The sequence below is a fragment of the Pantoea sp. EKM10T genome (assembly GCF_011800685.1).
GTDB classification, from domain to species: domain Bacteria; phylum Pseudomonadota; class Gammaproteobacteria; order Enterobacterales; family Enterobacteriaceae; genus Pantoea; species Pantoea agglomerans.
On record NZ_JAALEU010000007.1, the window covers coordinates 1 to 14864 of the forward strand.

Below are 14864 nucleotides of genomic sequence, written 5' to 3' on the forward strand. Positions count from 1 at the left end.
CGGGGTGGAGCAGCCTGGTAGCTCGTCGGGCTCATAACCCGAAGGTCGTCGGTTCAAATCCGGCCCCCGCAACCAATCATTTAAACACCTGAAAGGGTGTTTTTTTGTTTCTGACGTTCCCAAAAGCCGCTTTAGCCTCTTTCTGCCCTGAAAAGCGCGCGGATAGCCCGGCTACCCGCACTCTTTTACCGATGGGCCAGTGCCGCCCCACTCTCCACATACGCTTTGATGCCGTTCAGAATCGCCTCTGCCACCTGATGCTGGTAACGGGTGGTTCGCAACTTGCGCTCCTCCTCCACATTACTGATAAACGCCGTCTCGACCAGAATTGACGGGATATCAGGCGCTTTCAGCACCGCAAATCCGGCCTGATCCACGGTGCGTTTGTGCAGATGGTTGATGCGCCCCATGCGATGCAGCACCTCTTTGCCGAATTTAAGGCTGTCATGAATCGTCTGACGCTGCACCATATCGAACATGGTGTGATCGAGATAGCGGTCACCGCTTTTGCTGACGCCGCCAATCAGGTCTGATTCATTCTGAGTCTGAGCCAGGAAACGAGCCGCCGCCGAAGTGGCACCGCTGGTTGATAAGGCAAACACTGAAGAGCCACGTGCCGCGCGGCTGGTAAAGGCATCCGCATGGATCGACACAAAAAGGTCGGCACGCTGTTTACGGGCTTTGGCAACCCTGACGCGCAGCGGAATAAAGACATCTTCATTACGCGTCATATAGGCTTTCATATTGGACTCTTTATCGATCAGCGCTTTGAGTCGCCGTCCAATCTTCAGCACAATATCTTTCTCGCGGGTCTTATATTTGCCGTGCGCGCCCGGATCTTCCCCGCCGTGACCGGGATCGATCATGATAATGATCGGACGATCGCGCCCCGCTTTGCCGGGTAAGGGCGCCTGCACCCCTTCATCTTTCTCCAGATCGCCCTGGTTGTAATCTTTCAGCAGGGCCAGCAGAGGATCGTCCTCAACCTGGTTCTGGCTCGGATAGAGATCGACCACCAGCCGGTGATTGATCCCGGCGACCGGCGAGAGATTAAAGATCTTCGGCGCGACGTTGCGCTTTAATTCCAGTACCACGCGCACCGTGTTGCTGTCGAACTGACCGACACGGGCATTTTTAATAAAGGGATCGTCGACCCGAACCTGCTTATCTACCCCTTTCAGAACCGGATTGAGATGCAGCCCCTGAATATCAATCACCAGGCGTTCGGGATTGCTCAGCGCAAACTGCTTGTACTTCAGCGCGACATTGGACTCCAGCGTCATCCGCGAGTAGGTCGATGAGGGCCAGATACGCACCGCCACAATGTGGTTCTTCGCCGCCAACCCTGTCCGGCTGACGCTTAACAGCAGTAAGGCGCCCGTCCCCTGTAAAAATCGTCTGCGTGAAAAATGGGAATTAACGTCTGACATGCCGCTCCAGCTGCTGTGTAATGTCTAAAAAAGCGCCAGTTACTAAAATGGCGGCGAAAACTTTATCCAATCCGCAGCATGATGTCACCCCGGAAACCCTAAATAATGCAGGCTGTTAGCGGCTTTGACACCCAGAAAAACGTAAATTTTCGTCAGGATTAAGACTTGCAAAACCGGACGTAAAAGCATAAAAATACAAAAAATACGAATAAACATTCACTGAGGGTTGGCCGTGAAGGAACGTAGTACCGAACTGGTTCAGGGTTTTCGCCATACCGTTCCCTATATCAATGCCCACCGGGGTAAAACCTTTGTCATCATGCTGGGTGGCGAAGCGATTGAGCATGAGAACTTCTCTGGCATCGTTAATGATATCGGCCTGCTGCACAGCCTGGGCATTCGCCTCGTCGTGGTGTATGGCGCACGCCCGCAGATTGATGCCAGCCTGGCTCAGCAGCAGCTGGAGCCGGTTTACCATAAGTTTACCCGGGTCACCGACGCGCAATCGCTGGAGTTAGTGAAGCAGGCCGCTGGCCGACTGCAGTTAGATATCACGGCCCGCCTCTCAATGAGTCTCAACAACACGCCGCTGCAGGGCGCGCATATCAACGTGGTCAGCGGCAACTTCATTATTTCACAGCCGCTGGGCGTGGATGATGGCGTGGATTACTGTCACAGCGGCCGTATCCGTCGTATTGATGAAGAGGCCATTCATCGTCAGCTGGATAACGATGCGATTGTGCTGATGGGCCCGGTTGCGGTTTCTGTTACCGGCGAAAGCTTTAACCTGACTTCGGAAGAAGTGGCTACCCAGCTGGCGATTAAACTCAAAGCGGAAAAAATGATCGGCTTCTGCTCTGAGCAGGGCGTGCTGAACAGCGAAGGTGAAATCATCTCCGAGCTTTTCCCGAATGATGCGCAGGCCCGTATCGATGAGATTGAAAAGGAAGGCGATTATCTTTCCGGGACTGTCCGCTTCCTGCGTGGGGCGGTGAAAGCCTGCCGCAGTGGTGTACGCCGCAGCCATTTAATCAGTTATCAGGAAGATGGCGCGCTGTTGCAGGAGCTCTTCTCACGCGACGGTATCGGTACCCAGATCGTTATGGAGTCGGCAGAGCAGATCCGTCGCGCCAATATCAATGATATCGGCGGCATCCTCGAACTGATCCGTCCGCTGGAGCAGCAGGGTATTCTGGTGCGTCGCTCGCGCGAGCAGCTGGAAATGGAAATTGATAAGTTCACCATCATTCAGCGCGATAATCTGACCATCGCCTGTGCAGCACTCTATCCGTTTATGGATGAGAAGATTGGCGAAATGGCCTGTGTGGCGGTTCATCCTGACTATCGCAGCTCTTCACGCGGTGAGATGTTGCTGCAGCGCGTGGCACTTCAGGCACGCCAGATGGGGCTGGAAAAACTGTTTGTGTTAACCACCCGCAGCATCCACTGGTTTCAGGAACGCGGCTTTACGCCGGTAGATATTGAGTCCCTGCCCGAGAGTAAAAAAGAGATGTATAACTATCAGCGCCGTTCAAAAGTGTTGATGGCCGATCTCACCTGATTCAATCCGTAAGGGACAGGCACCCCCTGCGTGGTCTGTCCCCTCTCTTCTCAGCCAGATTCCCCCAGTCGCTCCACCAGACCGCTGCGACGCTGCGTTTGCAGCTGCACGGCACGCTGAAATACGCCGGGTTCGCTGTAGATGGTCAGTTGCCGCCGTGCACGTGTAATCGCGGTATAGACCAGTTCACGGGTCAGCACCGGCAGAAACTGCGTGGGCATCACCAGCGCGGTATGATCAAACTCCGAGCCCTGTGATTTGTGCACCGTCATCGCCCAGGCCGTTTCATGTGAGGGTAACCGGCTCGGCTGAATCGCCTTGATCGATCCATCCGGCAGCGGGAAAAAGACCTTCAGGTTGCCCTCTTCATCCCGCATCGTCATGCCGATATCGCCATTAAACAGGCCGAGCGCGCTGTCATTTCGGGTGATCATCACCGGACGCCCTTCATACCAGCGGCTGCCCATGCCAGGACGACGGATGCGCTGCAGCTGCATCAGTCGCTGCTCAATACGCTGGTTCAGACCCTGCACGCCAAATGGCCCGTCACGTAATGCACACAGCAGCTGATAACGGCCAAAAGCGGCAATCACTTCTGCGGGCGGCGCCTGCTGTCTGATGAGCTGCAGGAAGGGCTGATAACCCTGGGCTACCTCATCCAGCATCGCCTGATAAGCGTCAGCGCTGTTCAGCGGCTGGTAACTGATATCCTCATAAGCCGCAGCAAACACCGCTCTGACCTGCTCTGCATCGCCACGGTTGATCGCTTTTGCCAGCTGGCCGATGCCAGATGAGTCATCAAAACGATAACTCTTCTGCAGCAGACAGATACTGTCGCGGACTGCGGGTGCCTGCACATCGTCACTGCCCTGCAGTGTGCAGCCGGTCAGCAGGGCAAGCTGTTCAGCCCGTGCCAGGCTGTAACCGCTTTCGGTGCAGCGGCAGATGTCGCCCAGCACCGCACCGGCTTCGACCGAGGCCAGCTGATCGCGATCGCCCAGAAACACGACGCGGGCATGGGCAGGCAGCGCGGCGATCAGTTTTGCCATCATTGAGAGATCGACCATCGACGCTTCATCAACCACCAGCACATCAAGATGCAGTGGGTTACCGGCATGGTAGCGCAGCCGCTGAGTGTCGGGCTGAGCGCCCAGCAGGCGATGCAGCGTGGTAGCTTCGGCAGGAAAACGCCGGCGTTCTTCGTCGCTGACCGCCAGATCCTGCAGTGCGCTGCCCAGTGACTCGGTCAGTCGCGCGGCGGCTTTGCCGGTCGGTGCCGCCAGCTGAATCCGCAGTGCACCGGGATTCAGGCGAATCAGGGCAGCGAGGAGTTTCGCCACAGTGGTGGTTTTACCGGTACCCGGCCCGCCGGAAATAACCGCAGTCTTGCGGGTCAGCGCCACGGCCGCCGCAATTTTCTGCCAGTTCTCCGGCTGGTCGTCAAACAGGCTATTCAGCACGTCGCCTGCAGCATGCATATCAAACGCAGTTTTTACTTCCTGCGCAGCGAAGAAGTCGGCGACCCGGCCTTCGCTTTGCCACAGCCGATGCAGATATAAACGCTGATTGCTCAGCACCAGCGGCGTAACCAGGCTGCCATCACTGACAGCCGACCAGTCAGCAAAGCGTGCTGTCCAGTCTTGCGGCGCACCAGCAGCGTGCCAGATCGCCTGAGCCAGCGCAGGCTGGCGACCAGCGAACAGATTCGCTTCGCAGAGGTTGCTCAGCGGTAAACAGACGTGCCCCTCACCCGCGTCAGCGCTGACGCAGGCCGCAGCGAGCAGCAGCCCAGGCTGTGATTCCGGGGCCACCAGTTGGGCAAACTGTATATCCAGCGGCCGCAGGAGACGCTTCTCTACCGCCTGCAGCAGCAGACTCAGCATGTCACTCATAACATCTCCCCGGTTTCACCAAACAGTGCATCAATTTCTTCCACAAAGGCTTCAGCAGGTCGGGTGGCGAAAATGCCGTTGTCCGGCGAGCTGCCATCCATCCCGCGCAAAAACAGATAAAACACCCCACCAAAATGACGCTGATAGTCGTAGTCCGGCAAACGATGCTGCAGATAGCGATGCAGCGCCAGCGTATAGAGCTGATACTGCAGATCGTAGCGGTGGCCAATCATCGCCTGCGCCATCGCCTCTGGCGTGTAAGCGGCGTGGCTATCCCCCAGCCAGTTCGATTTGTAGTCGAGCAGATAATATTTTCCCTGCCAGCGGAAGACCAGATCGATAAAGCCCTTCAGCATGCCCCGCACCTGACGAAAATCCAGGGGGGCGGCCTGCTGAGAGAGACTGTCGTGCCGGCGCAGCAGAGCGTCAAGATCCGCCGCAGTCAGCAGATTGTTGATCGGCAGATAGAACTCCATCTCAATCAGGCGTTCGCTGCTTTTTATCGCCGACAGCGTCAGCCCCTCAGCATTGAGCGGCGTATGTAAGACCCGGTCAATCCACTGTTCCAGAACCGGCAACCAGCTCAGCGGATAGCCATTATGCTGCAGCTGATCTTCCAGCCAGACCCTGTCCGGCGGTTCGGTAAAGTCGATCGACTCAAACAGACCGTGCAAAAACGTACCAGGTGCCGCTCCGCGCGGAAAGTGGTGGGGTGTTAATGCAGCCTCTTCACCCTTCTCTTCTTCGCCCGCGGCATCAATATCAAAGTTGGGCATCGCATCCAGCAGCGGCGAGCTGTGATGCTGTTGCAGGCCTGAATAACTGGTTACCCGCCAGACGTCAGCCAGCGCGCGCGTAATGTCGCGGCTGCTTAAAACCTCATCGCCCTGCTGCGCATCCTGCCACATTTCTCCCGGCAGCAGAGCCTCTTCAACCAGCGCAATCCCTTCACCGGTTAACGCATTCAGTCGCTGAGTGAGCTGCTGCGCATCCGCCGCCTCGCCCTGCTGCACCAGGTAGCCCAGCGCGCTCTTGTGCAGATCGCTTTCGCCCTCTTTTTTGCGGGTGCCTTTGATCAGTGGCGCAATGCCGACGCTGCAGTGATAGACCGAACGGGTCAGCGCCACGTAGAGCAGACGCAGATCCTCCGCCAGGCGCTCCTCTTCGGCCAGCGCCAGACTTTGTGCATCACCCTGCACATCCAGCAGTGCCGTGAACGTGTCGCGATCGTGATAAAGCGCGCTGGCCGCCTCGCGGAACCCGGCAGCAAATGGCAGCCAGACCAGCGGATATTGCAGTCCTTTCGATTTATGGATGGTGATGATCTGCACCAGATGGCGGTCGCTTTCCAGACGCAACTGCTGGCTGGAGGCCTGGCTGTTTGGCCGGGCAATCTGCTGCGCCAGGAAGCGCACCAGGGCGTGCGGACTCTCCAGCTGCACCGAAGCCTCCTGCAGCAGTTCACCCAGATGCATCAGATCGGTCAGGCGACGTTCACCGTTCTCCGAGGCCAGCATATTCTCTGCCAGCTGCCGCCTGATCATCACGTCACGCAGCATCGGTAACACGCCGCGCTGATGCCACAGCTGCTGCCAGACGGCAAACTGCTCCACCAGCGCATCCCACTCGCGTTCATTCTGTGTCAGCGCGTCTAGCGTTGCTGCATCAATAGCAAAGATTGAGGTCGCCAGCGCGCTGCGCAGCAGACGTTCCTGCTCAGGTGCCTGTATCGCCTGCAGTAACCAGAGCAGTTCGCGCGCTTCCGGCGTGGTGTAGACGCTGTCCCGGCTGGAGAGATAGACCGAAGGAATCGACAGCGCATTCAGCGCGTCGCGGATTAAACCGGCCTCATTACGACTGCGCACCAGCACGGTGATATCGGAAGCCCGCACCGGCTGCAGCGCCTCGCCTTTGCCCAGGCGGGCGCGCCCCTGCTGTCCGGCCACCAGCCAGCGGCTGATATCGGCCGCACACTGCTGTGCCATAAACTGCTGGTAATCGCTGTTACCCACGCCCTCGCCAGGCTGCAGCCAGAACCGTAACGCCGGTTGCTGCTGCTCGTCAAAAATCAGTTTCAGCGACTGATTGGGCGCCGCAGGCTTAACTGGCTGAAAGGGGATCGCCGAGAACAGAAAAGGCGAATCGAGCTGAGAAAAGAGGCGGTTGACGCTCCCGACCATCTCAGGTGATGAACGCCAATTGGTATCGAGCGTGTAGTGAGCGCTGACTTCGTTTCTGGCCCGCAGATAGGTAAATATATCCGCACCGCGAAACGCATAGATCGCCTGCTTAGGATCGCCGATCAGAAACAGTGCCTGTTCAGGCTGATTAATATAGAGCGTGCGGAAGATGCGGTACTGCTGCGGATCGGTATCCTGGAATTCATCAATCAGGGCCACCGGGTAACGCGCCCGGATGGTTTCTGCCAGCAAAACGCCACCTGGCTGCTGCAGCGCTTCATCCAGTTTACTGAGCAGATCGTCGAAGCCTAACAGTGCACGTAACCGTTTCTCGCGCTGCACTGTGGCGCGTACATCGGTCAGCGCCTGCGCAATGATGACATCCCGCAGCGACAGCGGTTCTGCCAGAAACTGATCGATCGCCTCAAACAGCGAATGACGCGGCGCTTCACCCTTTTTAGTTTTCTCCTCCAGCACCTGCTGTCCAAAGCGCTCCAGCTCTTTGGGCAGCTGATAATCCAGCGTGTCACTGCTGGCCCACTGCGTGACGCGGGCGACCCAGTTGGGCAGATGTTTACTGCTGTAGCTGCGCTTATCAACGCCAGATGCAGTGATAATGCCCTCAACATCGGCGCTGAGCGCCTGCCACTGCTGCTTGATGGCCTCGATGCGCGCCAGATTGCGGGCGTGCCGTGATGCCAGCGTCTCATCGGCGGCAGGCGGACGTTTCAGCCCCGGGGACTCCCCCTGTAGCCAGGGGCGCAGCGTGGCCAGCAGACTGTCCGGCCCGCTCCACTCTGCGGCGATGATCCGCGCCACATCCAGACTCAGTGGATAGCACTGACGACGCCAGAAATCGGCGGCCGACTGCTTCAGCAGCGCCTGCTCATCTTCAATCAACTCCTGCTCGAACAGCATGCCCGACTCAAAGGCATTGAGATTCAGCATCCGCTGACAGAAGCCGTGAATGGTGAAAATGGCGGCTTCATCCATCTGCCGCTCGGCAGCCAGCAGCTGCGCGGCGGCCTGACTCAGATCCGGCATCTGCTCCAGCAGTAACTGGTGCATCGGATTGCTGCTTTTGCCGCGGATACAGGCCAGACGTAGCTGATGAATATTCTCGCGGATGCGCCCACGCAATTCGGCGGTCGCGGCCTCGGTAAAGGTCACGACTAAAATTTCTTCGACAGAGAGCGGCCGGCTGTAGGCGTTTCCACCGCCCAGCCCCAGCAGCAGGCGCAGATAGAGCAGACCAATGGTAAAGGTTTTTCCGGTCCCCGCTGACGCCTCAATCAGCCGCTCGCCTCTGAGCGGCAGCGTTAAAGGATTCAGCGATACGGGAGGTAACTGCGTCATTGGGTCTCACTCTTTACCGGCAGCGACTGCTGCAGTTGTGCCACTTCACTCCAGGTTTTCCAGCCAGCCTGACGGGCAAACTCAACTTTGCCATTGCCGGTGCCTGCAATCTGCGAGGTCATCACCATGCCCTTATGTTCGATCACGGCCTGCCGGAAAAAGTCTGCCAGGCTGGCCGGGGTTAACCGCTGAACCTGCTCTGTCATTTTTTGCCGGGTATCAAAATGATCATTCTGCCGATCAAAGTCGCGGCTAAAGCGATCCGCTTCCTCAAAGAGCGTCTGAGGACGCTGCTGCAAATCATTGATCATCGCCTGCTGATACTGGGCAAAGTCTGCCTGGCTCATACTGCGCAGACGTTTTTCCGCCTGCGGGTAGAAGGCCTGATAGCGCTGCAACAGCCAGCCCGGTTGTTTGCTGTTACTTTGCAGCAGGAAGCCGATTCCCCACTGGCGACCCACTGGCATCTGGAAGGCAAACACCGCGTAGCCGAGCTGCTCTTTGGTCCGCAGCTGATTGTAGAACCACGGCTGCACAATCTGGCTCAGCATGGAGCTGTGCGCCATGCTCTGATATTCACTGTATCCCAGTGGAACATAGAGCGCGGCAAGGGCGGAGTCGGTGCTGCTGCCTTTTTGTTGCAGGTTGGCTTTCAGCGGTTTTTTAATCGAGACATACTGACTATGCCAGTCGCGGGTCGCATGACTCTGCATCTGCTGTTTGAGCTCATGCCCCAGCTGCGTCACGCTGTCAGCACTGAGGTTGCCCACTACCAGCATCTCCGGCGTCGCGTCGCGGAACAGCGTATCGCGATAGTCAGTAACATCCTTAAGTGAGAGTGTGCTTACCAGCTTGCGGCGAGCCTCGCGCTGGGTATATGGCAGCTGCGACAGCAGTTGCATCGGCTGAATCGCCTGTTCAAACGCTTTGCCCTTTTCCGCCGCGTCCAGCCGCTCCAGATACCAGGATTTCGCCTGCTCCAGCTGCTGTTCTGTCGGCTGGAAAGTGGCGTAACCTTCCACCAGTTTCTTCAGCAGTGTCGGCAGACGCTGGGTGAAGCCGTTGGCGCTGAACACCAGCCCTTCATCTTCACCCGTTGAGAAGCTGATGCCGCCCACTGAAGCCTGTGAATTTAGCTCGTCCAGCGCCAGGCTGGAAAGGTAGTCATTCAGGCCAAACAGCACCTGCTGACGGGCATCACTGATGGTGTGCTTATTGCGTAACGCCAGGGTGATCGCCGCTTTTGGCTCGCTGGCGTAATAACGACTGGGCATCCAGTAAATACGCATATCATCCTGGTTATCCAGTCTCACCGGATGCTGATACGTTTTGCCGTCTGACGGTAACAGGGTGAAGTCGTCCGGGATATAGGGGTTCAGCACGGGCATCGCCAGCGTAATCTGGCTGGCGCGCTGCTGCCAGTCTGCAAAGGTTTGTGGAGTGATCTTCTCAACCTGATAAGGCGCATCCACAAAATAGGCTTTTTTGTTGTGCGGCTCCTGCGGGCTGATATACCAGATACGCGCATGCTGCGGGGTCATCTCTTCCAGCCGGGCATTAATCGCGGCGGCATCGTACTGATCCGCCAGATAGGGTGCATCCAGCGTATGTTCAACCGGTACGCGCAGCATGGTGTCGGCCAGCCATTCAATGTAATCCATATCGCGGGTAATTGAGGGATAGCGGAAGTCGAGCGCCAGCACATGCGAAACTTCATCGAAATAGCGCTTATCATCCCCCTGCTGACGCAGCAGATTGATGTAGCTGAATATCGCCGCCACGACCTGGTCGCGCTGCGCCAGACCTTTATCAGTCAGTGACGCGGTAATCGCAAACACGCCGCTGTTACGCTCGGTCATCGGGTCAGCGCCCGCATTCACCCCGTCGGCCAGCCCCTGTTTTTGCAACCAGTCAGTCAGCGTGTTTTTGCTGCGGTTACTGATTAAATAGCTGATCAGCGTGTCGGTTTTACTGCGGAACCGATCGCTGTTGTTGGCAATGCGGAATTCAATTTTGAGCTGCTTGCGCGGCTGGGCCGGAACGTAATGGATGATGATGCCCTGCTGCGCATCGGTCACCACCGGCACCGTAATCTCCGGCACGCTGGCGTCATGATTTTGCACCCGGCCAAAGGTTTTAGCCGCAATCGACGCCATCTCCGGCAGCGGTTTGTTGCTATAGATCACCGCTTTCATCAGATTGGCGGAGTAATGCGTATGATAAAAGTCCTGCAGCGCCTGGTGCAGTTTGCTGCCTGGCTTATCTTTCAGGGTCTCAAGATTGCCGCCCGAGAAACGTGACGCCGGATGCGCCGGGTTCAGGGTTTCTGCGCCGACCTGGGCCATACGCAGGCCATCGCGCGAGCGCGCCATGGTCAGCTCGGCATTCACGGCGTGGCGCTCGCGGTCAGCGTTAACCGGATCCAGCAGCGGCTCAGCCACCGCATCCGCCAGGCGATCAACCGCCGGTTCCAGCGCGTCATTTTCCACTTCCAGATAAAAGGCGGTGCGGTAAGAGGCTGTGCTGGCGTTGTGGCTGCCGCCATGCTTTTTCAGGAATTCGGCCAGGTTATCGGGCTGCGGGTAGTGCTTTGAACCCATCAGCACCATATGCTCAAGGTAGTGCGCCAGTCCCGCCTGCTGATCGGGATCGTCCAGCGATCCTATCGGCAGCGTCAGCGCCGCCAGCGATTTCGGTGCCACAGGATCGGAAACCAGTAACACCGTCATCCCATTATCAAGCCGGATAGCCTGATAGTGGCGGGGATCCTGTTCACTTTTGCGAATAGTGTCGTTAACCGGCTGCCAGCCTGATGATGCCTGCTCCTGCGCCTGCGCTGTGCAAGCCATCAGGCTTAACATTAGCGCCGCTATCCAGCGTGCGTGTACCCGCATGTAAACCCCTCTCGTTTCCCGATAAACCGCCAATGTCGGACGCGGCGGCTCAAAGCAGAGCAAAATTTCTGTGTAATGAGTCAGTCAGCAAAAACGCCTTCTGATCGGCTATTCATCATCCTGATGTGCAGCCAGTACCGGTAAATACCAGCGCTGTGCCGCCTCAGTTATCTGCTGTAGTTGTGGCTCATCCAGCACCCGGCAAAGACGTTGCAGATAGGGATCGCTGCCTTCACCCTCAAGCTGATAGCTGCCTGACCAGGCCGTCAGCAGGCGATTACGCGCCTTAAGCTGGGTTGCCTCATCAGTCAGTAACTGCTGACTTTTTTTGTCGTAGCTGGCGGTCAGCCATGCGCCGCCACTTTTGTTAAGCAGCATCAGCGGCTGACGCATACCCGCGAGATACCCCGTGACATACTCATTCAGCGCAGCAATCGCCTCTGCCTGCGGCACAGCAAGGAAGCACCAGCGGCTCTGCTGCCGGCCAAACATCCGGCTGCTGCCGGTGCCGCCCAGCGCGCAGTAGACCAGATGTTCCAGCCAGAGTAGCAGTCCGTCGTTCATGTTGAGTACGCCAGGCCGCCAGCGCAGCAATCCATCACTCTGAACCTGCGTCAGCCACCCGGTTAAGCTGACCTGCTCCAGTTGCAGATTCACTTCCCAGCTCTCGCCGTCGCTGCGCTGGGTGACCACTTCTGCCGCTACTTCCTGCATCTCATCGCGCTGCGCCTGCCAGAACAGCTCACCGAACGCGCCATAAGGCAGATTACCGGCCGCACGATGGTGCGCATAAAGCCGCTGAGTATCCTCGCCTTCGACCAGGGCATTCAGCAACTGCGCGTTAATCTGATAACGCTCAAGGTTGTCGAGCGCAAACGGCTCGCTGTCGGGCAGTTCGTTCTCCTCCAGCCAGAAACTCACGCCAAGCCGCTGGTGGAACCAGGCCCGGACCGGATGTCGCCAGAAGCGCAGGAACGCCTCCAGCGTCAGCGCGTCAATTAACGGCGCCTCCAGCGGCTGCACAAAATCGGGCTGCGGCTGCCCCGCGCCTCGCGCAGCAGGCAGCCACTCACGGGCGAAACTTTGCAGTCTGGCAGCAGGCTGGAAATTCTCGGCGGCAAACGGCATCCGGCTGTGCAGGTGCTGCAGGTGCATCCGCACCCGTTCGGCACTCTCATCCAGCTCAAGATGGCCATCACCGTCCAGATAAAAACTCTGTCCAATGTAATCCAGCAGTTCTGTGACCAGCACCGAGGGGTAGCGTTCCGTATTATCCTGAATCGCCCGGCCGATATAACTGATATAGAGCTGCTGCTGCGCCGAAATCATCGCCTCCAGGAAGAGATAGCGGTCATCATCGCGGCGACTGCGGTCGCCTTTGCGGGACTGCTGCTGCATCAGATCAAAACCTAACGGTGCTAAAGTACGGGGATAGACGCCGTCGTTCATGCCCAGCAAACAGACCAGCTGAAAAGGAATGGAGCGCATTGGCATCAGGGTACAGAAGTTAATCTGCCCCGCCAGGAAACGCTGACTGATGCGCTGTTGATCAAGCCGGCTACGCAGATCATCGCGCAACAGCGCCACCGGAATCGCCTCTTCAAACCGCGCATCCATGCCATATTCAATCAATTGCTGCCACTGCTCTTCCACCAGCAGCAAGGCGGCCTCGGTTTCTGCATCGGGGCTGAAAAAGGCATTGAGCAGTTCCCGGCACATGGGCAGCCAGGCCGCCAGTGGCCGGGGTTCGGCAAGCAGCTGCCGCCAGTGATTAAGCCGGGAGAGCAGCTCGGCCAGATGTCCCGCCAGCTCCCCCACCAGACCACCCGACTCGTCATAAGGCAGAATTCCTTCCCAGTCACCGTTGTGGCTCTCCATCGCATAACCCAACAGCATACGCTGCAGGCCAAAGCGCCAGGTGTGCTGGCCGGTAACCGGAAGTGACAGGGCTTCTACGCTGGCATCATCCAGCCCCCAGCGTACCCCCGATTCGCTGACCCAGCGCCGCAGTAAACGCAGGCCGCTTTCATCAATGGCGAAGTGGGAAGCGAGCGCCGGGACATCGAGCAGCGCCAGCACATCCTCCGAGACAAAACGGCTGTCCGGCAGTGCCAGCAGATGCAAAAACGCCACAATGGCCGGATGAGCCTGACTGGCACGGCGATCTGAAATCGCAAACGGCAGATAGCGATCGGCAGGTGCATTGGCGAACACCGCCTGAATAAAAGGGGCGTAGGCGTCGATATCCGCCACCATGACGATGATGTCACGTGCTTTCAGCGTCGGATCGGCCTCCATCATCGCCAGCAGATGATCCTGCAACACTTCAACTTCGCGCTGGGCACTGTGACAGACCTGCACCGCAATTGACCGATCTTCCGGATCCAGGCAGCGCTTCTGATCGCTGTGTGCCAGTTCCGCCGCATTCAGTCCGATGATGGCGTTATCCTGCAGATTGAGAAGATCGTGCTGCATACAGTGCAGCAGGTTGTCCGGCTCCACATCGACAAAAGCATCGATGTCGTCGTTTGACTCCATCTGACTCAGCAGAAACAGGTTGTCACGTCCCAGCTTGCCCCAGGAGGCGAGCAAAGGGTTGGTCAGTTGCTGTTCACCAGCGTCGTTAAACAGCGCCGGTGCCTGCTCAGCATCCCGGAAGAGTCCGCGTGATTCATCAGCACCATGGCGTAGGCGCTGACGACTTTGTAGTTTCGCCAGAAACGCATAATCCTGAATATCGCCCCAGTAATCGCGGCAGGGATTGGTGAACAGCAGATGGATGTCGATGTGACGTCCCAGCGCCTGCAACGCCTGCAGATAGACCGGCGGCAGCGCAGAGATGCCACAGATAAAGACCCGTTTGGGCAGATTTTCCGGCGTGCTTTTCGCCTGATCCAGCGTCTGGATAAATCGCGCATAGAGGTTAGCGCGGTGCCATTCAGGCTGGCGCAGGGCCTGGGTATAACTCACCAGATCGCGCCACAGGGAGGCCTGCCAGCGCTGCGCCTCGCCCAGCCCCTCAATGGTTTCGCCACGCTCCCAGCTGTTGAGCCAGTCGGCACGATAGACCAGATACTGGTCGAACAGATCGGCCACGCGGGAGCTGAGCTGAAACAGTTTACGCTTGTCGCCATCGTCATGGAGATAGTGGCGTAAAGAGGTAAACTCTTCATGCTTCAGCATCTCCGGCAGCCGGTGCATCAGCTTCCAGCCCATGCTGGCCTTACTGAAAGCACTTTCTACCGGGATATCGGGCAGTACGCGGACGAACATCTCCCAGATAAAACTGGCAGGCAGCGGGAATTCGATATTGGCAGCAATTCCAAAAGTTTGCGCCAGCTCCATCTGCAGCCACTGCGCCATACCCGGACTCTGCACCAGCACCATTTCTGAGGCGAAAGGATCATCAAGAGGGTCATGTTTAATCACCGCAGCCGCCAGAATCTTCAGCACATCAAGCTGATTTGAGTGATAAACGTGAAACATGAAAACTCCTGTGATAACTCAGAACGTGACTGCGGTATTGCGGCTCTGTCACTTTACCGCGTATC

Annotated in this window: 6 protein-coding genes; 1 reads left to right on the forward strand and 5 read right to left on the reverse strand. The window is 57.6% G+C overall.

Going from position 1 to position 14864, the window contains the following annotated elements; genetic code table 11:
- Positions 1-185: 185 nt before the first annotated feature.
- Positions 186-1430 (reverse strand): N-acetylmuramoyl-L-alanine amidase AmiC, encoded by a 1245-nt coding sequence (gene amiC, locus HFD95_RS14125; RefSeq protein ID WP_010248623.1) that lies wholly within the window; start codon positions 1428-1430, stop codon positions 186-188.
- Between the two features lie 232 nt (positions 1431-1662).
- Here amiC and argA point away from each other — a divergent pair, with 232 nt between their 5' ends.
- On the forward strand, positions 1663-2991 hold the full coding sequence (gene argA, locus HFD95_RS14130) for an amino-acid N-acetyltransferase (RefSeq protein ID WP_010248624.1): 1329 nt from the start codon (positions 1663-1665) through the stop codon (positions 2989-2991).
- Positions 2992-3041: 50 nt separating this feature from the next.
- Here the strand turns inward: argA and recD are convergent, their stop codons facing one another.
- The 4 genes from recD to recC all read right to left on the reverse strand — a co-directional run bounded on the left by recD (position 3042) and on the right by recC (position 14799).
- Positions 3042-4883 carry an exodeoxyribonuclease V subunit alpha gene (gene recD / locus HFD95_RS14135; RefSeq protein WP_167430384.1) on the reverse strand — a complete coding sequence of 614 codons (1842 nt, stop codon included), beginning with the start codon at positions 4881-4883 and terminating at the stop codon, positions 3042-3044.
- Entirely contained in the window at positions 4880-8419 is a 3540-nt protein-coding gene (recB, locus tag HFD95_RS14140; RefSeq protein WP_167430385.1) for an exodeoxyribonuclease V subunit beta, read from the reverse strand. Before recB ends, recD begins: the two co-directional genes overlap by 4 nt.
- On the reverse strand, positions 8416-11313 hold the full coding sequence (gene ptrA / locus HFD95_RS14145; protein ID WP_167430386.1) for a pitrilysin: 2898 nt from the start codon (positions 11311-11313) through the stop codon (positions 8416-8418). Before ptrA ends, recB begins: the two co-directional genes overlap by 4 nt.
- Positions 11314-11421: 108 nt before the next feature.
- Positions 11422-14799 carry an exodeoxyribonuclease V subunit gamma gene (recC, locus tag HFD95_RS14150; RefSeq protein ID WP_167430387.1) on the reverse strand — a complete coding sequence of 1126 codons (3378 nt, stop codon included), beginning with the start codon at positions 14797-14799 and terminating at the stop codon, positions 11422-11424.
- Between the last annotated feature and the right edge of the window lie 65 nt (positions 14800-14864).

What these genes read in the sequence shown, in the direction of transcription:
- amiC (WP_010248623.1), bottom strand. Translation starts at nt 1,430, where the DNA reads ATGTCAGACGTTAATTCCCATTTTTCACGCAGACGATTTTTACAGGGG.
- recD (WP_167430384.1), bottom strand. Translation starts at nt 4,883, where the DNA reads ATGAGTGACATGCTGAGTCTGCTGCTGCAGGCGGTAGAGAAGCGTCTC.
- recB (WP_167430385.1), bottom strand. Translation starts at nt 8,419, where the DNA reads ATGACGCAGTTACCTCCCGTATCGCTGAATCCTTTAACGCTGCCGCTC.
- ptrA (WP_167430386.1), bottom strand. Translation starts at nt 11,313, where the DNA reads ATGCGGGTACACGCACGCTGGATAGCGGCGCTAATGTTAAGCCTGATG.
- recC (WP_167430387.1), bottom strand. Translation starts at nt 14,799, where the DNA reads ATGTTTCACGTTTATCACTCAAATCAGCTTGATGTGCTGAAGATTCTG.